General features: G+C 63.0%; 23 protein-coding genes. 18 read left to right on the top strand and 5 right to left on the bottom strand.

Annotation, left to right across the window (positions count from 1 at the left end; all coding sequences use genetic code 11):
• Positions 1-97: 97 nt before the first annotated feature.
• The 5 genes from ugpQ to ugpB form a co-directional block, all read right to left on the bottom strand.
• The gene (gene ugpQ / locus ACHWUQ_RS15335; protein ID WP_394681639.1) at positions 98-871 is read right to left on the bottom strand and encodes a glycerophosphodiester phosphodiesterase; all 774 of its coding nucleotides are present in this window, start codon (positions 869-871) and stop codon (positions 98-100) included.
• 115 nt (positions 872-986) lie between these two features.
• Positions 987-1,994 carry a sn-glycerol-3-phosphate ABC transporter ATP-binding protein UgpC gene (gene ugpC / locus ACHWUQ_RS15330; RefSeq protein WP_312529463.1) on the bottom strand — a complete coding sequence of 336 codons (1,008 nt, stop codon included), beginning with the start codon at positions 1,992-1,994 and terminating at the stop codon, positions 987-989.
• A 54-nt stretch (positions 1,995-2,048) separates the two neighbouring features.
• Positions 2,049-2,897 (bottom strand): sn-glycerol-3-phosphate ABC transporter permease UgpE, encoded by an 849-nt coding sequence (ugpE, locus tag ACHWUQ_RS15325; protein WP_116927066.1) that lies wholly within the window; start codon positions 2,895-2,897, stop codon positions 2,049-2,051.
• 2 nt (positions 2,898-2,899) lie between these two features.
• The gene (gene ugpA, locus ACHWUQ_RS15320) at positions 2,900-3,781 is read right to left on the bottom strand and encodes a sn-glycerol-3-phosphate ABC transporter permease UgpA (RefSeq protein WP_230770618.1); all 882 of its coding nucleotides are present in this window, start codon (positions 3,779-3,781) and stop codon (positions 2,900-2,902) included.
• A 110-nt stretch (positions 3,782-3,891) separates the two neighbouring features.
• Complete coding sequence (gene ugpB / locus ACHWUQ_RS15315) at positions 3,892-5,208, bottom strand: sn-glycerol-3-phosphate ABC transporter substrate-binding protein UgpB (RefSeq protein ID WP_369460444.1); 1,317 nt, start codon at positions 5,206-5,208, stop codon at positions 3,892-3,894.
• 512 nt (positions 5,209-5,720) lie between these two features.
• Here ugpB and ACHWUQ_RS15310 point away from each other — a divergent pair.
• From ACHWUQ_RS15310 to ACHWUQ_RS15225, 18 genes are all read left to right on the top strand, one after another.
• Complete coding sequence (locus ACHWUQ_RS15310) at positions 5,721-9,632, top strand: DUF3683 domain-containing protein (protein WP_394681638.1); 3,912 nt, start codon at positions 5,721-5,723, stop codon at positions 9,630-9,632.
• Entirely contained in the window at positions 9,629-10,102 is a 474-nt protein-coding gene (locus tag ACHWUQ_RS15305) for an HIT family protein (protein ID WP_394681637.1), read from the top strand. Before ACHWUQ_RS15310 ends, ACHWUQ_RS15305 begins: the two co-directional genes overlap by 4 nt.
• A 92-nt stretch (positions 10,103-10,194) precedes the next feature.
• The gene (locus ACHWUQ_RS15300) at positions 10,195-10,611 is read left to right on the top strand and encodes a DUF971 domain-containing protein (RefSeq protein WP_312416408.1); all 417 of its coding nucleotides are present in this window, start codon (positions 10,195-10,197) and stop codon (positions 10,609-10,611) included.
• 190 nt (positions 10,612-10,801) lie between these two features.
• On the top strand, positions 10,802-11,533 hold the full coding sequence (gene ubiE / locus ACHWUQ_RS15295) for a bifunctional demethylmenaquinone methyltransferase/2-methoxy-6-polyprenyl-1,4-benzoquinol methylase UbiE (protein ID WP_312416405.1): 732 nt from the start codon (positions 10,802-10,804) through the stop codon (positions 11,531-11,533).
• A 147-nt stretch (positions 11,534-11,680) separates the two neighbouring features.
• On the top strand, positions 11,681-12,670 hold the full coding sequence (locus ACHWUQ_RS15290) for a Tim44 domain-containing protein (protein ID WP_230770626.1): 990 nt from the start codon (positions 11,681-11,683) through the stop codon (positions 12,668-12,670).
• A 75-nt stretch (positions 12,671-12,745) separates the two neighbouring features.
• Entirely contained in the window at positions 12,746-13,387 is a 642-nt protein-coding gene (locus ACHWUQ_RS15285) for a hypothetical protein (protein ID WP_239810821.1), read from the top strand.
• Positions 13,384-14,955, top strand: a complete 1,572-nt coding sequence (gene ubiB, locus ACHWUQ_RS15280) for a ubiquinone biosynthesis regulatory protein kinase UbiB (protein ID WP_239810822.1) — start codon at positions 13,384-13,386, stop codon at positions 14,953-14,955. Before ACHWUQ_RS15285 ends, ubiB begins: the two co-directional genes overlap by 4 nt.
• Positions 14,956-14,994: 39 nt before the next feature.
• Positions 14,995-16,473 (top strand): sodium:solute symporter family protein, encoded by a 1,479-nt coding sequence (locus ACHWUQ_RS15275; RefSeq protein ID WP_312416397.1) that lies wholly within the window; start codon positions 14,995-14,997, stop codon positions 16,471-16,473.
• Between the two features lie 103 nt (positions 16,474-16,576).
• On the top strand, positions 16,577-16,873 hold the full coding sequence (locus ACHWUQ_RS15270) for an FmdB family zinc ribbon protein (RefSeq protein ID WP_312451938.1): 297 nt from the start codon (positions 16,577-16,579) through the stop codon (positions 16,871-16,873).
• A 15-nt stretch (positions 16,874-16,888) separates the two neighbouring features.
• The gene (locus tag ACHWUQ_RS15265; RefSeq protein WP_394681636.1) at positions 16,889-17,527 is read left to right on the top strand and encodes a DUF502 domain-containing protein; all 639 of its coding nucleotides are present in this window, start codon (positions 16,889-16,891) and stop codon (positions 17,525-17,527) included.
• A gap of 41 nt (positions 17,528-17,568) precedes the next feature.
• Positions 17,569-19,377, top strand: coding sequence for an aspartate--tRNA ligase (aspS, locus tag ACHWUQ_RS15260; RefSeq protein ID WP_312416388.1), 1,809 nt, complete (start codon positions 17,569-17,571; stop codon positions 19,375-19,377).
• Between the two features lie 141 nt (positions 19,378-19,518).
• Positions 19,519-20,352 (top strand): CsgG/HfaB family protein, encoded by an 834-nt coding sequence (locus ACHWUQ_RS15255; protein WP_394681635.1) that lies wholly within the window; start codon positions 19,519-19,521, stop codon positions 20,350-20,352.
• 2 nt (positions 20,353-20,354) lie between these two features.
• A complete protein-coding gene (gene nudB, locus ACHWUQ_RS15250) occupies positions 20,355-20,840 on the top strand; it encodes a dihydroneopterin triphosphate diphosphatase (RefSeq protein ID WP_394681634.1) in 486 nt (161 codons plus the stop codon).
• Positions 20,837-21,592 carry an endonuclease/exonuclease/phosphatase family protein gene (locus tag ACHWUQ_RS15245; protein WP_239810829.1) on the top strand — a complete coding sequence of 252 codons (756 nt, stop codon included), beginning with the start codon at positions 20,837-20,839 and terminating at the stop codon, positions 21,590-21,592. Before nudB ends, ACHWUQ_RS15245 begins: the two co-directional genes overlap by 4 nt.
• A 133-nt stretch (positions 21,593-21,725) precedes the next feature.
• Entirely contained in the window at positions 21,726-22,457 is a 732-nt protein-coding gene (gene folE / locus ACHWUQ_RS15240; RefSeq protein WP_239810830.1) for a GTP cyclohydrolase I, read from the top strand.
• A gap of 78 nt (positions 22,458-22,535) precedes the next feature.
• Entirely contained in the window at positions 22,536-23,426 is an 891-nt protein-coding gene (locus ACHWUQ_RS15235) for a DMT family transporter (RefSeq protein WP_239810831.1), read from the top strand.
• Positions 23,427-23,429: 3 nt separating this feature from the next.
• Positions 23,430-24,287, top strand: a complete 858-nt coding sequence (locus ACHWUQ_RS15230; RefSeq protein ID WP_394681633.1) for a DUF429 domain-containing protein — start codon at positions 23,430-23,432, stop codon at positions 24,285-24,287.
• A gap of 87 nt (positions 24,288-24,374) precedes the next feature.
• On the top strand, positions 24,375-25,034 hold the full coding sequence (locus ACHWUQ_RS15225; RefSeq protein WP_312416372.1) for a LysE family translocator: 660 nt from the start codon (positions 24,375-24,377) through the stop codon (positions 25,032-25,034).
• The last annotated feature ends 15 nt before the right edge of the window (positions 25,035-25,049 follow it).

The following is a 25,049-nucleotide window of genomic DNA, read 5'->3' as shown; positions in this document are numbered from 1 at the left end:
ATCATTGGCCGGATTGCTCCGGTATGTTCAACCGTCCAAACTGTCAACCTAATTTAGGACGGGTCAGGTCAGCCAAGGCACAAGTGGCGCGATGGATTTACAGCAGCGGGCCATCCTGGGCCGGGCTGAACAGATCGACCCGGTCGGTGATGATGCCGTCGGTGCCCAGATCGATCAGGCGCTGGGCGGCCCATTCGTCGTTGACGGTGTAGCTGCTGCAGCGCAGGCCTGCGGCATGGACCTTGGCCACCAAGGCGGCATCCCAGAGCGCATGGTTGAGCACCAGCGCCTGGCAGCCCAGCTCCAGCGCCAGCTGCAGCTCGGTATCGCCGCTGCCATCGGCCAGCTTGTCGACCAGCAGGCCGCGCGGGATATGCGCTGCCACTTCGCGGGCGCCGCGCAACGAATCAGCCTTGAATGAGGTGAACAGCGGCGGCACCACGTTTTGCGGCCAGATGCGGTTCATCAGCGCGCCAGTGGCGCGGCCGGTCTCCAGCTCCTGGCCGGGCGTGGGCTTCATCTCGACATTGAGGTAGAGGTGGTTGGCCAGGCACCAGCGGGCGAGCGCTTCCAGGGTGGGCAGGTTTTCGCCCGCATGGCTGCGGGAGTGCCAGCTGCCGGCATCGAGCTGGGCCAGCTCGCCCATGCTCAGATCGCTGCCGGTGCCCTGGGCATTGGTGGTGCGCTTCAGGTCTGCATCGTGCATCAGAAACAGCACGCCATCGCGGCTGAGCTTGGCATCGCATTCGAACATGCGGTAGCCATGTGCCGCGCCCAGGCGGAAGGCGCTCATGGTGTTTTCGGGCGCCAGTTTGCCTGCGCCGCGGTGGGCCACCCAGCGTGGATAGGGCCAGTTGCTAGAAAGCGTCATATCAATCTCGATGAGAAAAAAGAAAAGCGCCACAAGTGCTGCACTTGGGCGCTGGGGTTCAAGGGCTCAGCTCAGGAGCCAAGGCGCGGCAGGGGTGCACATCGCCTTGCCGCGCTCAGATGCGCTTGCCGGTTTCTGCGTGGAACCAGTGCAGGCGGTCTTCACGGGCGCTGATGCGCGCCACTTCGCCGGGCTTGGGGAAGGCATGGCCTTCCTCGACGCGCACGACGACTTCTTCACCGCCGACCTTGCCGTACAGCAGGCGCTCGGCGCCCAGCAGTTCCACGGTTTCCACCTGGAACTCCCAGCCGCCGGAGGGCACCAGGTCGATGTGCTCGGGGCGGATGCCCAGGATCTGGCCGGCCTTGCCAATGGGGGCGTTCTTCAGCAGGTTCATGGGTGGCGAGCCGATGAAGCCGGCCACAAAGGTCGACGCGGGCGTGTGGTAGACCTCTTCAGGCGTGCCGAACTGCTCGACATTGCCGCCGTTCATCACGATCATGCGCTGGGCCAGGGTCATGGCCTCAACCTGGTCGTGGGTCACGAACAGGCTGGTGATGCCCAGCTCGGCATGCAGCTTCTGGATTTCGATGCGGGTCTGGCCGCGCAGCTTGGCGTCCAGGTTGGACAGCGGCTCGTCAAACAGGAAAACCTGGGGCTGGCGCACGATGGCGCGGCCCATGGCCACGCGCTGGCGCTGGCCGCCCGACAGCTGGCGCGGCTTGCGGTCCAGCAGGTGCGACAGTTCCAGAATCTTGGCGGCCTTGTCCACGCGGCGCTTGATCTCGTCCTCCGGCACCTTGGCGAGCTTGAGTCCGTAGGCCATGTTCTCGTAGTTGCTCATGTGCGGGTAGAGCGCATAGTTCTGGAACACCATGGCGATGTTGCGCTTGGCGGGTTCCAGGTTGTTGACGATCTTGTCGCCAATCATCAGGTCACCGCCGGTGATTTCTTCCAGACCGGCAATCATGCGCAGCAGGGTCGATTTGCCGCAGCCCGAGGGGCCGACCAGGACGATGAATTCGCCGTCCTTGATTTCGGCATTGACGCCATGGATCACGGGAACGGCGGTCTTGCCGGTGCCGTAGCGTTTGACAATGTTCTTGAGAGAGATGGAAGCCATATGAAGGTTTCGTTGTATCGGTCAAAGATGGTGGAGGGACAAGATGGCGAGGGGTTACTTTTCGGTATCCACCAGACCTTTGACAAACCACTTTTGCATCAGCATCACCACCAGGGTCGGTGGCAGCATCGCCAGGATGGCCGTGGCCATCACGATATTCCAGTCCACAGCGGCTTCGCCGCCTGCCAGCATGCGCTTGATGCCGATCACCACGGGGTACATGTCTTCCGAGGTGGTCATCAGCAAGGGCCAGAGGTACTGGTTCCAGCCGTAGATGAACTGGATCACGAACAGCGCAGCGATCGAGGTGCGCGACAGCGGCACCAGGATGTCCTTGAAAAAGCGCATCGCGCCGGCGCCGTCGATGCGTGCCGCTTCCACCAGCTCATCGGGTACCGTCAGGAAGAACTGGCGGAACAGGAAGGTAGCGGTGGCCGAGGCGATCAGCGGCAGGGTCAGGCCGGCGTAGCTGTTGAGCAGGCCCAGTTCGGCCACGACCTTGTAGGTGGGCAGAATCCGCACTTCGACGGGCAGCATCAGGGTGAGGAAAATCGCCCAGAAGCAGATCATCTTGAAGGGGAAGCGGAAGTAGACGATCGCAAAGGCCGACAGCAGCGAGATGGCGATCTTGCCGACGGTGATGATCATCGCCACCCAGAAGCTCACCCACATCATGTGCATCACATTGGTGTTGGAGCCCAGCTTGCCGGAGCCAAACAGTGCGGCCTGGTAGTTTTCCCAAAGGTGGGCGCCGGGCAGCAGCGGCATGGGGGACTGCACGATCGCATCGGCCGTGTGGGTCGAGGCGATGAAAGCCAGGTACAGCGGGAAGGCCACAATCGCCACGCCGAGCACCAGCACGGCGTGCGAGAAGAAATTGAGCCAGGGATTGCGGTCAACCATGATCAGTACTGCACTTTCTTTTCAACATAGCGGAACTGAACCACGGTCAGCACGATGACGATCAGCATCAGCACGACGGACTGCGCTGCCGAGCCGCCCAGATCCAGCGCCTTGAAGCCGTCCTGGTAGACCTTGTAGACCAGGATCGAGGTCGATTGGCCGGGGCCGCCCTGCGTTGCGGCATCGATGATGCCGAAGGTGTCGAAGAACGCGTAGACGATGTTGATCACCAGCAGAAAGAAGGTGGTCGGCGACAGCAGCGGCAGCTGGATGTTCCAGAAACGGCGCCAGGGGCCGGCACCATCGATGGAAGCAGCTTCAATCAGTGCCTTGGGGATGGACTGCAGGCCCGCAAGGAAGAACAGGAAGTTGTAGGAAATCTGCTTCCACACCGAGGCCATGACGATCAGCGCCATCGCCTGGTTGTCATTCATCATGTGGTTCCAGTTGTAGCCCAGCTTGCCCAGGTAATAGGTCACCACGCCGATGGAGGGCGAGAACAGAAACACCCACAGCACCCCGGCAATGACGGGCGCGACGGCATAGGGGACGATCAGCAAGGTCTTGTAGACCATGGCGAAACGCACGATGCGGTCTGCAAAGATGGCCAGCACCAGCGAGATGGCAATGCCGGCGCCTGCGACCAGCACCGAGAACATGGCGGTGCGCTTGAAGGAATTCAGATAGGTGGGATCGGCGAACAGGTTGCGGAAGTTATCCAGCCCGACCCATTCGGTGCTCATGCCGAAGGCGTCTTCCATCTGGAAGGACTGCAGCACAGCCTGGCCAGCGGGCCAGAAAAAGAAAATGCCAATGATCAGCAACTGCGGTGCAATCAACACCCAGGGCAGCCATTTAGAGCGGAAAAGTACGCGTTTTTCCATGATGGAGCTCAAAAACAAAAAAACCGCCGGGGCTGCAGGCAGCCGCCGGGCGATGGTTCATCGACTGCGCCAGCCCCACGCGTGCAGGGTTGGCGCCTGTGATGAAAGGATTAAGGCTTGTACGACTTTTCGAAGCGAGCCAGCAGTTCGTTGCCGCGGGACACGATGGCGTCCAGGGCTTCCTTGCCAGTCTTCTTGCCAGCCCAGACCTGTTCGAGTTCTTCGTCCTCGATGGTGCGGATCTGTACGTAGTTGCCCAGACGGATACCACGCGAGTTGTCAGTGACCTTGCGGATCATCTGGGTCACGGCGGTGTCGGTGCCAGGGTTCTTTTGGTAGAAGCCGGACTTCTCGGTCAGGTCATACGCTGCCATGGTCACAGGCAGGTAGCCGGTGCGTTGGTGCGAAGCGGCCTGCACCTTGGTTTGCGACAGGAATTCGAAGAACTTGGCCACGCCCTTGTATTCTTCCGACTTCTTGCCAGCCATCACCCACAGCGATGCGCCACCGATCACGGTGTTCTGTGGTGCGCCCTTGACGTCAGGGTAGTAAGGCAGAGGTGCCAGGCCGTAGGCGAACTTGGCGTTCTTGGCCACGTCGCCGTAGAAACCGGACGAGGTCTGGATCATCGCGCATTCACCGGCGGTGAAGGACGCCTGGGCGGTGGAAGCACGGCCCTTGTAGACAAACTCACCGGCCTTGGCCGCAGCGGCCAGGTTGTCGATGTGCTTGACGTGCAGCGGCGAGTTGAGCTTGAGGCGGGCCTTGTAGCCGTTGGCCGAGAGGCCGTTGTGCTCGGTCGCGAACTCGACGTTGTGCCAGGTGGAGAAGGACTCCAGCTGGGTCCAGCCTTGCCATGCCAGCGTCATCGGGCAGCTGTGGCCGCTTTCCTTGAGCTTCTTGGCCGCAGCGAACACTTCAGGCCAGGTGGTGGGCGCCTTTTCCGCGTCCAGGCCTGCCTTCTTGAAGGCGTCCTTGTTGTAATAGAAGATGGTCGTTGAGCTGTTGAACGGGAAGCTCAGCATCTGGCCGTTGGGCGCAGTGTAGTAACCGGCCACGGCGGGGATGTAAGCCTTGGGGTCGAAGGACACGCCGGCGTCCGACATCACCTTGCCCACGGGCACGGTAGCACCCTTGGAAGCCATCATCGTGGCGGTGCCCACTTCAAACACTTGCAGGATGTGGGGCGCATTGCCCGAGCGGAAAGCCGCGATCGCTGCAGTCATCGACTCGTCGTACACACCCTTGAAGGTGGGCACAACCTTGTATTCCTTCTGGCTCTCGTTGAACTCCTTGGCCAGGTCGTTGACCCATTCGTTGTTCACGGCGGTCATGGAGTGCCACCATTGGATCTCGGTGACGGCATGGGCGGACAGGCTGGTAGTGGCTGCAATACCGGCAGCGATGACCAAACGCTTGAAGTGCATGAATGCTCCTAGGGGTTTATAAAACGCTCAAAAACGAATCGTATGTGGCGTTTGTGAATGTTCTGTGACGTTGTGGCATATCCGCTGGTTTTGGGCAACTGGGGAAAGCCAGCGCCCATCCGCACAGCGTCAACAAATACAAGGCGTTACGATTGTAGTTCAGCCGCCATTCGTAATCGAGAGAAAAGTGTAACCTTAGGGGCTTAGACGCGACACTGCATAAAGGTTGTCACATGGCTCTGTCAAACAGTTGTGGTAAGGGCGAGCCGCTGGTTCGAAATGCTCAATTTCGATCAAATAAGAAAAAATAGGAAAAAGTACGTACTGACGCAGGCCTGAGCTGGCCAGCGCGGGTCTACGCTGACGACTGGCTGATGACGCCCGGCAAAGCCAGACTGCGGCGTACCATGTTTTAAAAGGGCCAGCCATGCGTGCAAGCCCTGTGTCATAAAATCGGTAGCCCCACTGCTTACCCATATAAGGGAGCGCCCGCTCCCATACAGGTCCCACACATGAACGCACCGATTGCGCTGGCAAGCTTGCAAGCACAGGTTGACGGGCCCGCCCGTCTCCGCGAGATCCCCTACAACTACACCTCGTTCTCCGACCGCGAAATCGTGATTCGCCTGCTGGGCTCGCAGGCCTGGGATCTGCTGGACCAGCTGCGCCAGGAGCGCAAGACGGGCCGCTCGGCCCGCATGCTGTACGAGGTGATGGGCGATATCTGGGTGGTGCAGCGTAACCCCTACCTGCAAGACGACCTGCTGCACAACCCCGGCCGCCGCAAGCAGCTGGTGGAAGCGCTGGAGCACCGCCTGGCCGAGGTGCAAAAGCGCCGCGCGCCCGCCGAGGACCCGGCGCGCGATGCCTTGGTGGGGCAGCTGATTGCAGCAGCGCAGGTGGCGGTGTCCGAGTTCGACACCACGTTGCAGGAGGCCACCGAGCTGCGCCGCAAGGTGCTGCGCACCTTCAAGCCGCTGACCGCGAAGGACAATGTCAAGTTCGACGGCCTCTCGCGCGTGAGCCATGTGACCGACGCGACCGACTGGCGCGTCGAGTACCCGTTCGTCGTGTTGACGCCCGACACGGAAGAAGAAATGGCCGTGCTGGTCAAGGCCTGTATCGACCTGGGGCTGACCATCGTGCCCCGCGGAGGTGGCACCGGCTACACCGGCGGCGCCATTCCGCTGAGCTGGCGCAGTGCCGTCATCAACACCGAGAAGCTGGAGAAGATGTCCGAGGTGGAGATGGTGTCGCTGCCGGGCATCGACCACCCGGTGCCCACCGTCTGGTCGCAAGCCGGCGTCGTGACCCAGCGTGTGGCCGATGCCGCCGAGCGCGGTGGTTTTGTGTTTGCGGTCGATCCGACCTCGATCGAGGCCTCGTGCATCGGCGGCAACATCGCGATGAACGCCGGCGGCAAGAAGGCCGTGCTCTGGGGCACGGCGCTGGACAACCTGGCCAGCTGGCGCATGGTCACGCCCGATGCGCAGTGGCTGGAAGTCACGCGCCTGGACCACAACCTGGGCAAGATCCACGATGCCGAGATGGCCAGCTTTGAGCTGAAATACCTGGAGGCTGACGGCAAGACCCTGGTGCGCACCGAGCGCCTCGATATTCCCGGCTACAAGTTCCGCAAGGAAGGCCTGGGCAAGGATGTGACCGACAAGTTCCTCTCGGGCCTGCCGGGCATTCAGAAAGAGGGCTGTGACGGCCTGATCACCAGCGCGCGCTGGGTCGTGCACCGCATGCCCTCGCACACCCGCACCGTCTGCCTGGAGTTCTTTGGCAATGCCAAGGATGCCGTGCCCTCGATCGTCGAGATCAAGGACTATATGTTTGGCGAGCAAAAGCGCTGCGGCGTGTTGCTGGCCGGGCTGGAGCATCTGGATGACCGCTACCTGAAGGCAGTGGGCTATGCCACCAAGAGCAAGAAACATGGCGGCCTGCCCAAGATGGTGCTGTTTGGCGACATCGTTGGCGACAACCCCGATGAGGTGGCGCGCGTGACCAGCGAAGTGGTGCGCATTGCCAACTCGCGCAGCGGTGAAGGCTTTATTGCCATCAGCCCCGAGGCCCGCAAGAAATTCTGGCTGGACCGCAAGCGCACGGCGGCCATCAGCCGCCATACCAACGCCTTCAAGATCAATGAAGACGTGGTGATTCCGCTGCCCCGCATGGCCGAGTACACCGACGGCATCGAACGCATCAACATCGAGCTGTCGCTGAACAACAAGATCAAGCTGTGCGATGCACTGCACGACTTTTTTGCCAAGGGCAAGCTGCCGCTGGGCAAGCAGGATGACGCCAACGACATCCCGTCCGCCGAGCTGCTGGAAGACCGCGTGGCCCAGGCGCTGGTGCTGCTGACCGAAGTGCGCGGCCGCTGGCAGGCATGGCTCGATGGCGTGGCCGAGAATTTCCGCCAGCTGCAGGACCACAGCCTGCGCGCCAGCTGGAAGAGCGATCTGCGCGCGCCGCTGGCCGCCATCTTTGCCGGCTCGGCCTACCAGCCGATCATGGACGAGGTCATTGCCATCCACCAGCGCGTGCTCAAGGGCCGCGTGTTTGTGGCACTGCACATGCACGCCGGCGACGGCAATGTGCACACCAACCTGCCGGTCAACAGCGATGACTACGAAATGCTGACCACCGCGCATGCCGCAGTGGCCCGCATCATGGCGCTGGCGCGCAGCCTCGATGGCGTGATCTCCGGCGAGCACGGCATCGGTATCACCAAGCTGGAGTTCTTGAGCGACGACGAGCTGCGCCCCTTTGCCGAGTACAAGGCCAAGATCGACCCGCACGGCCACTTCAACAAGGGCAAGCTGCTGCGCCCCGAAGAGCGCCGCGTGCTGCTGGAGCAGACCTATGCCGGCGACAAATCGCGCAAGTCGCTGATGTACGCCGATCTGACCAATGCCTACACGCCATCGTTCGGCCTGATGGGGCATGAGTCGCTGATCATGCAGCAAAGCCATATCGGCGCGATTGCCGATTCGGTCAAGGACTGCCTGCGCTGCGGCAAGTGCAAGCCGGTTTGCGCCACCCATGTGCCACGCGCCAACCTGCTCTACAGCCCGCGCAACAAGATTCTGGCGACGTCGCTGCTGGTCGAGGCCTTCCTGTATGAAGAGCAGACGCGCCGTGGCGTGTCGATCCGCCACTGGCAGGAGTTCGAGGACGTCTCGGACCACTGCACCGTCTGCCACAAGTGCGCCACGCCTTGCCCGGTCAAGATCGACTTTGGCGATGTGACGATGAACATGCGCAACCTGCTGCGCCAGATGGGCAAGAAGAGCTTCCGTCCGGGAAACAAGGTGGCCATGGCCATGCTCAACGCGACCAACCCCGACACCATCAAGCTGCTGCGCAAGACCATGGTGGGCGTGGGCTTCAAGGCCCAGCGCCTGGCGGTCGATGTGCTCAAGGGTTTTGGCAAGCGCCAGACCGCGCACCCGCCTGCCAGCGTCGGCACCGCGCCGCTCAAGGAGCAGGTGATCCACTTCGTCAACAAGAAGCTGCCCGGTGGCCTGCCCAAGCAGACGGCGCGCGCGCTGCTCGATATCGAGAACAAGGACTACGTACCCATCATCCGGGACCCGAAGACCACCACCTCCGAGACCGAGGCGGTGTTCTATTTCCCCGGATGCGGCTCCGAGCGCCTGTTCAGCCAGGTGGGCCTGGCCACGCAGGCCATGCTCTGGCATGCCGGCGTGCAGACCGTGCTGCCACCGGGCTACCTGTGCTGCGGTTATCCCCAGCGCGGCTCGGGCCAGTTCGACAAGGCCGAGAAGATGATCACCGACAACCGGGTGCTCTTCCACCGTGTGGCCACCACCTTGAACTACCTGGACATCAAGACCGTGGTGGTGAGCTGCGGCACCTGCTACGACCAGCTGCAGGGCTACCAGTTCGACAAGATCTTCCCCGGCTGCCGCATCATCGACATCCATGAATACCTGCTGGAAAAGGGTGTGACCTTGCAGGGCAAGAGCTCCTACCTGTACCACGACCCTTGCCACACGCCGATGAAGCAGCAGGACCCGATGAAGACCGTCAAGGCGCTGGTCGGTGACAACGTGCTCAAGAGCGAACGCTGCTGCGGCGAATCGGGCACCTTGGGTGTGACCCGTCCCGATATCTCGACGCAGATCCGCTTTCGCAAGACCGAAGAAATCCGCAAGGGCGAAGCGCAGCTGCGCGAGTCCGGCCAGGTGGAGGCCAAGGAGAACGTCAAGATCCTGACCAGCTGCCCGAGCTGCCTGCAGGGCTTGAACCGCTACCAGGGTGACCTGCAAAACGGGCTGCTCGAAGCCGATTACATCGTCGTCGAGATGGCGCGCGAGATTCTGGGCGACAACTGGATGCCCGACTATGTGCAACGCGCCAACAACGGTGGCATCGAGCGGGTGCTGGTATGACCCATCCTGCGATCGAACCGAACCCCGGCTGCCCGCTGTGCGATGGTGCAGGCGGCCGTCTGGTGTGGCAGGGCGCTCGTGCGGGCGGTGCCTTGCGTGTCATCCATGCGCAAGAAGCGGGTTTTCCTGCTTTCTACCGGGTGGTCTGGGCTGCACATGTAGCAGAGTTCTCCGATCTGCCCGACGCGCAGCGCCAATGGTGCATGGATGCTGTGGTGGCTGTGGAGCTGGCATTGCGTGCAATGACCCCCGCGCCGCGCAAGATCAATGTGGCTGCGCTGGGCAATATGGTGCCGCATCTGCATTGGCATGTGATTGCTCGCTACAGCGGCGACAGCCACTTTCCGGGCTCGGTATGGGCTGCGGCGCAACGTGAGCGCAACGCTGCACTGGAAGCTGAGCTGACCGCGCAGCTGCCAGCCGCCCAGGCGCGCATGGTGGCTGCGCTAGAGCGCCTCGTTGCGGCATAATTGCTATTGTTTTTGATAGCATTGCGCACGCCAGTTGTGCGTAATGAGCTGTTTTATCCGCAGTGTGCGCTGCGGGGCTGTAAAGGAATCCGATGGCTGGCTTGAACCGCGATACCCCGACACCGACCGCGTTGACGGTGCATGGCGCAAGCCGCGTGCTGGAAGTGCAATATGCCGACGGCGCGGTATTCAAGCTGCCGTTCGAACTGCTGCGCGTGTATTCACCGTCGGCCGAAGTGCAGGGCCATGGCCCGGGCCAGGAAGTGCTGCAGACCGGCAAGCGCGATGTGGCCATCGTGGCGGTGGAGCCGGTGGGCAACTACGCCATCAAGCCCATCTTCTCCGACGGCCATGAAAGCGGACTCTACAGCTGGCAGTACCTCTACGAGCTGGGCAGCCGCCAAAGTGCGCTGTGGCAAGACTACCTCGACCGCCTGCAGGCAGCAGGTGCCGACCGCGACCAGCCGATGCCAGGCAAGGCGGGCAGTGCCTGCGGACACCAGCATTGAGCCAGCGCCGGCCCTGCTGGGCCAAGGGCGGCGTGGTCATTCGGAAAAATTTTGTATTTAAAGCTATTAAAATAATAGCTTCGACTATCCGTCATCCATAGCCTTGGGCGGTTTATGCGTTGAAATGCATACCCTCGAATAATCCGGGGTATGGGGGTCGGACGTTACAGAGCTTGCTAGCATTCACACCATGAGCACCACCCACTTTGGATTTGAGACCGTTGACGAGAAGGACAAGGCGCGCAAGGTGCGCGGTGTGTTCGACTCGGTCGCGAGCAAATATGACGTGATGAACGACCTGATGTCCGGTGGCTTGCACCGGGTCTGGAAGCATTACACCGTCATGGTTGCCAACCTCAAGGAAGGCCAGCGGGTGCTGGACATCGCAGGCGGTACCGGCGATCTGTCGTTGGCATTTGCGAAAAAGGTCGGCCACAGCGGCCAGGTGGTGCACACCGATATCAACGAGGCCATGCTGCGCGTGGGCCGCGACCGCCTGATCGACAAGGGGCTGAACCTGCCCACCACGGTCTGCGATGCGGAAGCCCTGCCTTTCCCGGACCAGCACTTTGACGTGGTGAGCGTGGCCTTCGGTCTGCGCAACATGACCAACAAGGACCAGGCGCTCAAGGAAATGTGCCGCGTGCTCAAGCCGCGCGGCAAGCTGCTGGTGCTGGAATTCTCCAAGGTGGCCAAGCCGCTGGAGAAGGCCTATGACTTGTATTCCTTCCAGGTGCTGCCACGTATAGGAAAGATGGTGGCCGGCGATGCCGACAGCTACCGCTACCTGGCCGAATCGATCCGCATGCATCCGGGCCAGGCTGAGCTCAAGGCCATGATGCAAAAAGCAGGCTTTGGCCATGTGGACTACCACAACATGACGGCAGGGATTACCGCCTTGCACGTCGGGATCAAATGCTGAAAAAGTAAGACGCGATACCGGTCGCAAAGCCAGGTGCCTGCCCAGCGCCCAGCGCAATACAACACAACAGACCGGAGTTGCTGAGAAGCGGGCGTGAACGCAATAGCCGGCGCCAAGGCGTGCCGGCACTAACAAAACGGAGCAAATATGACAAAACTGTGGTCAGTGGTCTTGGTGGTACTGCTGGCATTTGTGCACCTCGATGCCGATGCCAAGCGCATGGGAGGTGGCAAGTCCATGGGCCAGCAGTCCGGTAATGTGACCCAGCGGCAGGCCACGCCGGCGCAAGCGCCTGGCAACAATGCCACCGCACCTGCGCAGGCCCAGCGTCCCGCCACCCCGAATGCCGCCCCTGCTGCCCCCAAGAAGCCTTGGGGCGCGATGCTCGGCGGCCTGGCCGCCGGCCTGGGTCTGGCCTGGCTGGCCCATTCGCTGGGCTTTGGTGAAGCCTTTGCCAACATGCTGCTGATCGGCCTGGCCATCATGGCGGTGCTGGCCATCGTCGGCTTTGTGATGCGCCGCAAGGGTGCAGCTGCTGCCCAGCCTGCGCAGTCGCCGTTTGCGTTCCAGGGTGCAGGCAATGCCGCGCCGCAAGCGCCGGTATCGGCACCGGTGGCCCCGCAGTACAACCCCGAGAAGGTCGGCAACGATGCATCGGCCCGCCCCTGGGAGCAGGGTGCAGCGCCGGCTGCCGCCGCTGGCGGCAGCATGATCGGATCCGGCCTGGCCGGTGCGCAATCCTGGGGCGTGCCGGAAGGCTTCGATACCCATGGCTTCCTGGAAGCTGCCAAGCGCAATTTCGTGACCCTGCAATCTGCCTGGGACCGCTCGGACATCAACACCCTGCGCTCGATGATGACCGACGATATGCTCGGCGAAGTCAAGGGCCAGTTGCAGGACCGTGAGCAGCACCGTGAAGGCGTGCAGCCCAACCAGACCGATGTGGTGATGCTCGAAGCCCAGTTGCTGGGTATCGAGGATGTGGGCAATGCCTACATGGCCAGCGTCGAGTTCTCGGGCATGATCCGTGAAGAAGCCCATGCCGGCCCGAGCCCCTTCCGCGAAGTCTGGAACATGACCAAGCCCAAGGACGGCACCAGCGGCTGGCTGGTGGCAGGCCTTCAGGCTCTTCAGTAAGCAAACCGTAAAACTCCACCGCTTTGCCTGTTAATGCTTACGACAGGCGGCGGACTTGGGGAATAATTGGGGACTATGGCAACACAGTCCCCTTTTTCTTTTCCGGGCGGCATTTTTGCGCGCATTCTGGAGTCGGCCCAACCCCCGCAGTGGCTGGTGTCGGAGGTGCAGCACCGCGTGGTGCTGTTCCTCAACCATGTGCTGATGCAGGAAAGTGCGGCCATGGAGCGCCTGGTGCGCCAAAGCGGACGCGTGGTCCAGGTGCAGTGGCGCAGTATCGTGCTGGCGCTCAAGATCACCCCCGCCGGCCTGCTGGACCTGGCTGGCGCCCAGGAAACCCCCGACTTGCGCGTGCAGGTGGTCGATGATTCGCCACTGGCCTTGGCGCGCGGCGTCATCCAGGGCGAAAAGCCCGCCATCCGCATCGATGGCGATGTGCAGTTTGCCGCCGAGATCCAGTGGCTGGTGGACCATGTGCGCTGGGATGTGGAAGAAGACCTGGCCCGCCTGGTGGGTGACACCCCCGCGCATTGGCTGGCCCAGCTGGGCCAGCGCGTAGCGGCGGCGCTGCGCCAGTTTGTCAGCATGGGCGTGCGTACGGCCGACCGCTTTGGTGCCGGCCGCTTCAGCGCACAGGCCCAGCCGCCGGCGCCGCCGACGCCTCCCGGCTATGGTGCCGACAGCAGCGACACGGCCAGCGAGCGCAAACCGACATGACGCGCTTTCTACGCGGCTTCACCATATTGTGGGTGGTCTGGCGCTATGGTCTGCATGACATGGTGCTGTCGAGCTTCAACCATCCCTGGCTCAAGGGCATCACCCGGGTACTGCGCATAGGCCGCAAGTGGACGGAGCCGCGCGGCCAGCGCCTGCGTGAGGCGCTGGAGCAACTGGGCCCCATCTTTGTCAAGTTCGGCCAGGTGCTGTCCACCCGGCGCGACCTGCTGCCCCCCGATATCGCCGAAGAGCTGTCCCTGCTGCAGGACCGCGTGCCCTCGTTCGACCCGCGCATTGCGGTGCAGACCATCGAGCGTGCCTTCCGCAAGCCGCTGGCCGAGGTCTTTGTCAGCTTTGACGAAAAGCCCATTGCCAGCGCTTCGATTGCCCAGGTGCACTTTGCCACCATCCGCACGCGTGCGGGTGAGCTGCGCGATGTCGCCGTCAAGGTGCTGCGCCCGGGCATGCTGCCGGTGATCGACAGCGACCTGGCGCTGATGCGCACGATGGCCGAGCTGGTCGAGAAGTTCTCTGCCGACGGCAAGCGCCTCAAGCCGCGCCAGGTGGTGGCCGAGTTCGACACCTACCTGCACGACGAGCTCGATCTGATGCGCGAGGCCTCGAACGCCGCCCAGCTGCGCCGCAACATGGAAGGTCTGGACCTGGTGCTGATCCCCGAGGTGTTCTGGGATTTCTGCCACCAGGAAGTGATGGTGATGGAGCGCATGAATGGCGTGCCCATCAACCAGGTCGATACCTTGCGCGCTGCCGGTGTCGATATCCCCAAGCTCGCCCGCGATGGCGTGACCATTTTCTTCACCCAGGTGTTCCGCGATGGCTTTTTCCATGCGGATATGCACCCGGGCAATATCCAGGTGAGCCTGGAGCCCGAGAGCTTCGGCCGCTATATTTCGCTGGACTTCGGCATTGTCGGCACCCTGACCGAGTTCGACAAAGAGTATCTGGCGCAGAACTTCACCGCTTTTTTCCGCCGCGACTACAAGCGCGTGGCCGAGCTGCACATCGAAAGCGGCTGGGTGCCGCCCGACACCCGGGTCGATGAACTGGAGGCAGCCATCCGCGCGGTATGCGAGCCGTATTTCGACCGCCCGCTCAAGGAGATCTCGTTGGGCATGGTGCTGATGCGCCTGTTCCAGACCTCGCGGCGCTTTCAGGTCGAGATCCAGCCCCAGCTGGTGCTGCTGCAAAAGACGCTGCTCAATATCGAAGGCCTGGGCCGCCAGCTCGACCCGGACCTGGACCTGTGGAGCACCGCCAAGCCCTTTCTCGAGAAATGGATGCTCGACCAGATGGGCCCCCAGCGCCTGTGGCGCGAGCTCAAATCCCAGGCGCCGCGCTATGCCAAGCTGCTGCCCGACATGCCGCGCCTGGTGCACCAGTACCTGGCGCGCAACAGCCAGGGCCCGGACAGCGACCTGATGCTCAAGGAGTTGCTGGTGCAGCAGAAATTGACGAACAAGCTGCTGCAGATCATCATCTGCGGTGGTATTGGCTTCGTGCTGGGGCTGGTGGTGCTGCAACTGCTGATCCGCGTCCGAATTTTCTAATCCTCAATCCCCAGCCTTACCCTTTGCAGGAGTGACAACGTGCTGCTCTACATGGTGATCGCCTACCTATTCGTGACCATTGGCGTAGGTCTGTGGGCCGCCAAGCGGGTGAAGAATACCGCCGACTTTGCGGTCGCGGGCCGGAACCTGCCGCTGTTCATGATCATTACCACCACGTTTGCGACCTGGTTCGGGTCGGAGATCGTGCTGGGCGTGCCGGCCAAGTTCATCGAAGGCGGCCTGCGCAATGTGGTCGAAGACCCGTTTGGTGCCGGCACCTGCCTGATCCTGGTGGGCCTGTTCTTTGCGGCCAAGCTCTACCGCATGAACCTGCTGACCATCAGCGACTACTACCGCAAGCGCTATGGCAGCGCGGTGGAGATCATCTGCTCGCTGATCATCATGCTGAGCTACCTGGGCTGGGTCTCCGCCCAGGTCACGGCCCTGGGCCTGGTGTTCAACCTGCTCTCGGGCGGCGCGGTCAGCATCTCCATGGGCATGGTGATTGGCGTGGTGTCCATCCTGGCCTACACCTTGTTTGGCGGCATGTGGTCGGTGGCCGTCACCGATTTTGTGCAGATGATCATCCTCGTGGTGGGCCTGATGGTGCTGGCCTTCTTCGCCTCGGACATGGCCGGCGGCGCCGGCAAGGTGATCGACCTGGCCACCAGCCGCGATCTGTTCCAGTTCTGGCCCGAGCCGACCTGGCATGACATCGTCTTCTTCTTTGCCGCAGCCATCACGATGATGCTGGGCTCGATTCCGCAGCAGGACGTGTTCCAGCGCGTGATGTCGGCCAACACCGAGAAGTCGGCCGTGCGCGGCACGGTGATCGGCGGCTCGGCCTATATTTTGTTCGCCTTTGTGCCCATGTTCCTGGTAGCCAGCGCACTGATCATCATGCCCGAGGCCACGGCCAGCCTGCTCAAGGACGACCCGCAAAAGGTGCTGCCCACGTTGGTGATGGAGAAGATGCCGTTTGTGATGCAGGTGCTGTTCTTTGGCGCGCTGCTGTCTGCCATCAAGTCCTGTGCCTCGGCCACGTTGCTGGCCCCGAGCGTCACCTTCACCGAGAACATCTGGCGCCAGTTCCGCCCCCAGGTGAGCGACCGCGAGAACCTCAAGACGATGCGCATCAGCGTGCTGGTGTTCAGCGCCTGCGTGCTGGCCTATTCGATCCGCATGCAGGGCACCCCCATCTATGAGCTGGTCTCGGGCGCCTACCAGGTGCCGCTGGTCGGCGCCTTTGTGCCGCTGGTGATGGGCCTGTACTGGAAGCGTGCCACCACCCAGGGGGCGCTGCTGGCGGTGTTCCTGGGCATCGGCGTCTGGCTGTCAGGCTTGAACATGGCCTGGGGCGCTGCGTTCCCGGCCCAGCTGGCCGGCGTGCTGGCTGCCTTCACCGGCATGGTGGCCGGCTCGCTGCTGCCGCAGGCCATCCGCAACCAGAAGACGGATGTGCAGGCCTTTGTGGCCGATACCGCGCCTGCTGCCGGCGCAGCAGTGGCGGGACGCTGAGCGAGCGGGGCTGGACGGCGGGCGTAGTGCTTAGCCTACGCCCGGGATCGGTTTTGCAACCCGCCTATAATCAAGAGTTTCCCTCCGTTTTCTTACACGCGCGATGCCTATTTACGCCTACAAGTGCAGTGCCTGCGGCTATGCCAAGGATGTTTTGCAAAAGATATCGGATGCGCCGCTGACGGACTGCCCCGAATGCAAGCAAGCCAGCTTTTCCAAGCAACTGACGGCCCCGGGGTTCCAGCTCAAGGGTACGGGCTGGTATGCCACCGATTTCAGCGGCAAGTCGGCCAGTGCCGCGCCAGCGGGTGCGCCTGCCGCTGAGGCGGCCGCGCCCGCAGCGGCACCCGCACCTGCGTCTGCACCCGCACCGGCTGCCAGCAGCAGCTCGGCGGTCTGAAAGCGGCGTGCGGTGATGGCGCCCCTGCGTAAATGGTTGCTGACCGGGCTGCTGGTCATTGTGCCGGGGGTCATCACGGTCTGGGTGCTCAACTGGATCATCGGCACGCTCGACCAGACCTTGCTGATCCTGCCGCAACACTGGCAGCCAGACGAGGTCCTGGGCTACCATATTCCCGGCTTTGGTGTGGTGCTGACCTTGGCGATCCTGCTGATCGTCGGCGGCATTGCGAGCAATTTTGTCGGCCGCAAGCTGGTCGCCTGGGGCGATGCGCTGGTCAGCCGCATTCCGGTGGTGCGCTCGATTTACTCGAGCGTCAAGCAGGTCTCCGACACCTTGTTTTCCGAGAGCGGCAATGCCTTCCGCACCGCCGTCATGGTGCAGTGGCCCCATCCCGGCATGTGGACCATCGGCTTTGTGACCGGTGCTCCCAGCGGTGAGCTGGACAGCCACCTGCACCAGAACCCGGACAGTGCCGATACCGCTTTTGTCAGCGTCTATGTGCCCACCACGCCCAACCCGACGGGCGGCTACCTGGTGATGGTGCCCAAGCGCGATTGCATTGAATTGAATATGAGCGTGGATGCTGCGCTTAAATACATCGTCTCGATGGGGGTCGTGGCTGCGCCCGATGCCCCGGCGGGGTCTAAATAACTGAGAACTAAGGCACCTTTGTCGGTGCAGGAAGATTGGCTATGGCAATGCGTTCCCAATACTGCGGTCAAGTGACCGAAGCCCAGATGGGCGAAACCGTGAGCCTGTGCGGCTGGGTCAATCGCCGCCGTGACCACGGTGGTGTGATTTTCATCGACCTGCGTGACCGCGAAGGCTATGTGCAGGTGGTCTGCGATCCCGACCGCGCCGAGATGTTCAAGGTCGCCGAGGGCGTGCGCAATGAGTTCTGCGTGCAGGTCAAGGGTCTAGTGCGTGCCCGTCCTGACGGCACCACCAACGATTCGATCAAGAGCGGCAAGATCGAGGTGCTGTGCCACGAACTGAACGTGCTCAATGCGTCGGTGACGCCTCCGTTCCAGCTCGACGACGAGAACCTGTCGGAGACCGTGCGCCTGACCAACCGCGTGCTGGACCTGCGCCGCCCCGCGATGCAGCGCAACATGATGCTGCGCTACAAGACGGCCATTCAGGTGCGCAACTTTCTCGACAAGGAAGGCTTCATCGACATCGAAACGCCGATGCTGGGCAAGAGCACGCCCGAAGGCGCGCGTGACTACCTGGTGCCCAGCCGCGTGCACGACGGCGAATTCTTCGCGCTGCCCCAGTCGCCCCAGCTGTACAAGCAGATGCTGATGGTGGCCGGCTACGACCGCTACTACCAGATCACCAAGTGCTTCCGCGACGAAGACCTGCGCGCTGACCGCCAGCCCGAGTTCACGCAGATCGACTGCGAAACCTCGTTCCTGAACGAAGAAGAGATCCGCGCCATTTTCCAGCGCATGATCAAGGAAGTGTTCCAGACCCAGCTGAATGTGGATCTGGGCGAGTTCCCGATCATGACCTACCAGGACGCAGCCTTCCGCTTTGGCTCGGACAAGCCGGACCTGCGCGTCAAGCTGGAGTTCACCGAGCTGACCGACGTGATGAAGGACGTGGACTTCAAGGTCTTCTCCGGCGCTGCCAACATGAAGGGCGGCCGCGTGGTGGGTCTGCGTGTGCCAGGCGGCGCGCGCGAGCAGGGCGGTCTGTCGCGTGGCGACATCGACGCCTACACCGACTTCGTCAAGATCTATGGCGCCAAGGGCCTGGCCTACATCAAGGTCAATGAGCTGGCCAAGGGCCGTGACGGCCTGCAGTCGCCGATCGTCAAGAACATCCATGACGCCGCGATTGCCGAGATCCTCAAGCGCACCGAAGCGCAGGACGGCGATCTGATCTTCTTTGGCGCCGACAAGGAAAAGGTGGTCAACGACGCCATCGGCGCGCTGCGCATCAAGATCGGCCACAGCGCCTTCGGCAAGAGCACCGGCCTGTTTGAAGACCGTTGGGCACCGCTGTGGGTGGTGGACTTCCCGATGTTCGAGTACGACGAGGAAAACGACCGCTGGGCGGCCGTGCACCACCCCTTCACGTCGCCCAAGGACGGCCATGAGGACCTGATGGACACCGACCCCGGCAAGTGCATTGCCAAGGCCTACGACATGGTGCTCAACGGCTGGGAACTGGGCGGCGGCTCGGTGCGTATCCACCGCGCCGACGTGCAGTCCAAGGTGTTCACGGCCCTGAAGATCAGCGCCGAAGATGCACGTGCCAAGTTCGGCTACCTGCTGGATGCGCTGCAGTACGGCGCGCCTCCTCACGGCGGCCTGGCCTTCGGTCTGGACCGTCTGATCACCTTGATGACCGGCTCCGAGTCGATCCGCGACGTGATTGCCTTCCCCAAGACCCAGCGCGCCCAGGACCTGCTGACCCAGGCCCCGTCGCCAGTGGACGAAAAGCAGCTGCGCGAGCTGCACATCAAGCTGCGTAACCCTGCGGGCGCGCAGTAAGCGTACCGCGCCGTGCATGGGCCTGCCTTGATGCACGGCGCCGCCACAAGGCCAAAGCCCTCCGGGCTTTGGCCTTTTTTGTCATTCCGGGGCGCTATGCTCTGGCCTGACTGACAGATTGCAAAGGTAGCCATGCAAGCGATGACTGCACATTCCAACCGCAGCGGGTGCTGGGCACGCGGCATGGCCGTGGCCGCCATCGCGCTGGCCTTGGCCGGCTGCGGCGAGAAAAAGACCGAGCTGGGCCAGGGAGGCTCCGAAGTCTCCGGCTCGGCCGGGCCGGCGGGCGGCCAGGGCGCGCATGCCAGCCTGGAGCGCTGCGATGCGCCGATTGCCACCGTGGCCTTGATGGAGAACCCGCGCGGCTACGTGATGCCCAGCAGCGTGAACCTGCCGCCAACCCCTGTGCCGCTGGTGCGCTTGCTGATGCAGCAAAGCGGCTGCTTTCGCGTGGTGGACCGGGCCGGTGGCCTGGAGGGCACCATCCGCGAAGGCGAGCTGCAGGATGCCGGCGTGCTGCGCCCCCATGGCACAGTGCAAAAGCGCAAGGGCTACGAAGCCCAGTACACGATGGTGCCCAACCTCACCTTCAGCGAGCAGGATGCCGGCCGGGGCCTGGCGGGCATCATCGCGATGATCCCGGTGCTGCGCGATATCGCAGGGCTGGCCGGTGTGGCCGAGCAGGTCAAGTTCAAGGAGGCGCAGACGGCCCTGTTCCTGACCGACAACGAAACCACCGAGCAGGTCGCCGCTGCTACCGGCTCGGCCCGTGCGACCGACCTGGGCGTGGGCGGCGTGCTGCTGGGCCGCCTGGGTGGCGGCGCTGGCATGGGCTGGAGCAATACCAATGAGGGCAAGGTGATTGCCGCTGCGTTCCTGAACGCCCACAACCTGATGGTGCAGCAGGTGCGGTTGCTGCAGGCCAAGGCCTTGCCACCGGCGGTGGCCACCCGCAAGCCTGAGGCCAAGCGTTGACGATGCAAGCGGCCCCAGGCGCCAGCCTGCCCTACAAACTGCCGCGCTCGGTACTGGTCATCATCCACATGGCCGATCTGCAGGTGCTGCTGCTGCGCCGCGTCAGCCAGATGGAGGGCCAGGACTACTGGCAACCGGTGACCGGCAGCCAGGACAGCGATAGCGAGAGCTGGCAGGAGACGGCCATCCGCGAGGTCTTCGAGGAAACCGGCATCGATGCCCGGCAGCCCGGCTGCGTGCTGCGCGACTGGCATCTGGAGAACACCTACCCGATCTACCCGGCCTGGCGCCACCGCTATGCGCCCGATGTCTGCATGAACACCGAGCATGTGTTCAGCCTGCAGGTGCCGTCCTACACCAAGATCGTGCTCAGCCCCCGTGAGCACACCGCCCATGCGTGGCATGATTGGCAAGAGGCAGCACAGCGCTGCTATTCCATATCGAACAGCGAAGCCATTCTCTGGCTGCCGAGGTTCATAGCTTCATGACCGATACTCACGACGATTTACCGATACTGCGGGTGGCCACCTACAACATCCACAAAGGGGTGCAGGGCCTGGGACCCGTGCGCAGGTTGGAGATCCACAACCTAGGGCTGGCGGTCGAGCAGATGGATGCCGACATCATCTGCCTGCAGGAGGTGCGCAAGGACAACCGCAAGGAAGAGAGTTTCTTCAACAACTGGCCCGAGCAGAACCAGGCGGATTTTCTGACCCCGCTGGGCTACACCGCCGCCTACCGCACGAATGCCACCACGCGCTGGGGCGAGCATGGCAATGCGCTGCTCACCCGCTGGCCGATTCTGGAATCCAACCACCGTGACATCTCCGACCACCGCTTCGAGCAGCGTGGCCTGTTGCATGTGGCGATGGATATTGCCGGCCAGCGCATCCACACCATCGTCGTGCACCTGGGCCTGGTGCATGGCAGCCGCCTGCGCCAGACGGCGCTGATCCATGAGTTCATCAAGGCCCATGTGCCCGATGACGAGCCGGTGATTGTCGCCGGCGACTTCAACGACTGGGGCTTTCAGGTCAAGCGCATGCTGGCCGGGTTTGGCTTGTTTGAATACGACGAGCAGCCGCTGATGACCTATCCTTCGCGCCTGCCCGTCGTACAGCTGGACCATGTCTACGCCCGGGGCTTGACGCCCTGCGGCCTGTTTGTGCCCCGGGGCCGTATCTGGTGGCGCATGTCCGACCATTTGCCGTTGATTGCCGAGTTCCGCCTGCGCGACTGAGGCAAAAGCCGTTTTTCGGCTTTTGGGCGCCGCGTGCTATCGAATCCATAGCTTTTGCCCTTTTCTTGCGCTGGCCGAAGGGCAAGAAACACCTTATGCTTGCGGGTCTGCAATCGCTGCTACCATCCCCGCTATGTTTACAGAACTATCCGATCCGAATAAAGCACCCGCCAGCGACGAAGGCACGCCGGTGTCCGTCAAGATCCGTGAGCGGATAGTGGCAGCCCAGCAGCGCTTCCATGCCAACGACAACATCTCCGAGTTCATCGAGCCCGGTGAGCTGGAGCAGCTGCTCGACGAAGTCGAGAGCAAGATGCAGGGCGTGCTCGACAGCATGGTCATCAACACCAAGGACGACCACAACACCCGCAACACTGCGCGCCGTGTCGCCAAGATGTACCTGACCGAGGTGTTCAAGGGCCGCTATGTGCCCCAGCCCGAGGTCACCGCCTTCCCCAATGCCGAGCACCTCAACGAGCTGATGATCGTCGGCCCGATCACCGTGCGCAGCGCCTGCAGCCACCACCTCTGCCCGGTCATCGGCAAGGTCTGGATCGGCGTGCTGCCCAACAAGAACACGAATGTGATCGGCCTGTCCAAATACGCCCGCCTGGTCGACTGGGTGCTGGGCCGTCCTCAGATCCAGGAAGAGGCCATCGTGCAGCTGGCCGATCTGATCATGAAGAAAACCCAGCCCGACGGCTTGGCCGTGGTGCTGGAGGCCTCGCACTTCTGCATGTCCTGGCGCGGTGTGCGCGAGATGGACTCCAAGATGCTCAACTCCGTCATGCGGGGCGAGTTCCTGACCAACCCCAATCTGCGGCGCGAGTTCCTGTCGCTGATTCCACAGCGCGCAGGCAACTGATCTGCACCCTGACCTTGTGACACCCGGGCCCGCCCCGGGTTATTTTTTTCCTGCCCCGTTTCTACCGTTTCGCCAGCCATGACGCTCCATGCTTTCACGCTCATCATCGCGGCCGGCATCATCCACGCTTTCTGGAACATCGTTGCCAAAAAAGCCGGGGGCGATGCCCGCTTCTCGCTGTTCACTTCGGTGCTCAATGCGCTGGTGTGGCTGCCGGTGGGCTGGTGGGTGGGCAAGGATGTGGTGCCGCTGTGGGGTACGACCGAATGGGCCTTTGTCTCGGCCAGCGCCTTGCTGCATATCTTCTACTTTGTCACCTTGCTGCGCGGCTACCGGGTGGCCGATCTGACCGTGGTCTACCCGCTGGCGCGCGGTAGCGGGCCACTGATCTCGTCGATGGTGGCGGTGCTGTTTCTGGGCGAGCATCTGTCGAGCCTGGGTGCCGTGGGCATTGCCGCTGTTGTCGCGGGCGTGTTCCTGATCGCAGGCGGCCCGGCCATGCTGCGCGCCGCCACCCGGCCCGGCCCCGGCGAGGCGCGGGACCGCACCATCAAGGGCCTGTACTACGGGCTGCTGACAGGCCTGTTCATTGCCGCCTATACGGTGGTGGACAGCTATGCCGTCAAGGTGCTGCTGCTGTCGCCCATCTTGCTGGACTACATGGGCAACCTGGTGCGTGTCGTGATGCTGGCGCCGCTGGGCGTGATGGATTGGGGCGAGACCCGGCGCCTGTGGCTGCAGCAGTGGCGCTTTGCGCTGGTCGTCGCCATCTTCAGCCCCATGGCCTATGTGCTGGTGCTGTATGCGGTGCAGACTGCGCCCATCTCGCATGTGGCGCCTGCGCGCGAGGTCTCGATGCTGTTTGCCGCGCTGATTGGCGGCAAGCTGCTGGGCGAGGGCGACCGCCTGCTGCGCATTGCCGGTGCGCTGCTGATTGGCGTAGGCGTGGTCGCGCTGGGACTGGGCTGAGCGATGCCCAGCGCTGCGTTGCCACCGGTACTGGGCTGCGATTTCAGCAGCAGCCCGAGCCGGCGCAAACCCGTGGTGCTGGCCTGGGGCCAGCTGGATGCTGAGGCGGGCACGGTGGCACTGCAGGGCTTTCATAGCTTTGCCAGCTTGGCCCAGTGGCAGGAGTTTTTGCAGCAGCAGCCTGCCTGGGTCGGGGGTTTTGACCTGCCGTTTGCACTGCCGCGCGAACTGGTCAGCCAACTGGGCTGGCCCAGCGACTGGCAGGCCTGCATGCAGCACTACGCCGGCATGGAGCGCAGCGAGATCCGCACCCTGTTCAAGGCCTTTTGCGATGCCAGGCCCCCCGGTGGCAAGTTTGCCCACCGCGCCACCGATGGGCCCGCGGGCTCCAGCCCGTCGATGAAATGGGTCAATCCGCCGGTGGCCTGGATGCTGCACGCCGGTCTGCCCCGGCTGCTGGATGTGGGGGCGGATTTTCCAGGTCTGCTGCGCCGAGAAAGCGCCCGTGTGGCGCTGGAGGCCTACCCCGGCATGCTGGCGCGCGAGCTGATTGGCCGCCGCAGCTACAAAAGCGACGACCGCCAGCGCCAGACGCCCGAGCGTGCCCAGGCCAGGGCAGAGTTGCTGGATGCCTTGCAGCAAGGCCAGCACCATTTGGGGCTGCGTCTGCTGGCTGATACCGCGCAACTGCAGACCATGGCGGCAGATGCCTGTGGCGACCACCTCGATGCCGCCATCTGCATGTTGCAGGCTGGCTGGGCGCTGGCCCAGCATGCGGCGGGCCATGCGCTGTATGGCCTGCCGCCCGGCATTGACCCGCTGGAAGGCTGGATCGTCACTGCGCCGCTGTCACGCCCGTAAGCGCAGGCAGATCTGGTCGGCTGGGCCGCAGGCCATAATGTGCCGGTTCTTCGCCGCTGGTCTGCGGCCCTTTCCCGAGACATTCCTATGCCCACTTTCCAATCCCTGCTGGCCTTTTTTGGTGTTGCCGTGTTGCTGGCGCTGTCGCCAGGGCCGGACAACCTGTTTGTGCTGATGCAATCGATACAGCGCGGCTGGCGCGTGGGCATTGCCGTGGTCGTGGGCCTGTGCTTGGGCGTGGTGGTGCACACCACGGCGGTTGCGCTGGGGCTGGCAGCGGTGTTTGCCGCGTCCAGCATTGCATTCACGGTGCTCAAGTGGTGTGGCGCGGCCTACCTGGCCTACCTCGCCTGGGGTGCCTGGCGGGCACCGGTGGCTGCAGATGCATCTGCTGGCGGAGCGGCCGCCAGCGGAAGCGGTCGGACGGACATCGCAGGCACGGACCTGCTGGTCATGGTGCGCCGTGGCGTGGTGATGAACCTCACCAACCCCAAGGTGCTGATCTTCTTCCTGGCCTTTTTGCCGCAGTTTGCCGACCCTGCCATCGGCCCGGTCGGCCCGCAGATCTTTGTGTTTGGCGCCGTGTTCATCCTGGCGGCTTTCCTGGTGTTTGGCGCCATTGCGCTGTTCTCGGGCGCCTTTGGCAATCTGCTGCTGCGCTCACCGCGCGCACAGTTCTGGCTCAACAAGATTACCGCCGTGGTATTTGTGGGCCTGGCGGTCAAGCTGGCCACCGCGCAGCGCTGAGGCGCTGCCAAGGGC

It is taken from the genome of uncultured Comamonas sp., assembly GCF_964277875.1.
GTDB classification, from domain to species: domain Bacteria; phylum Pseudomonadota; class Gammaproteobacteria; order Burkholderiales; family Burkholderiaceae_C; genus Comamonas; species Comamonas sediminis.
This window is presented reverse-complemented; position numbering and strand designations above follow the sequence as displayed.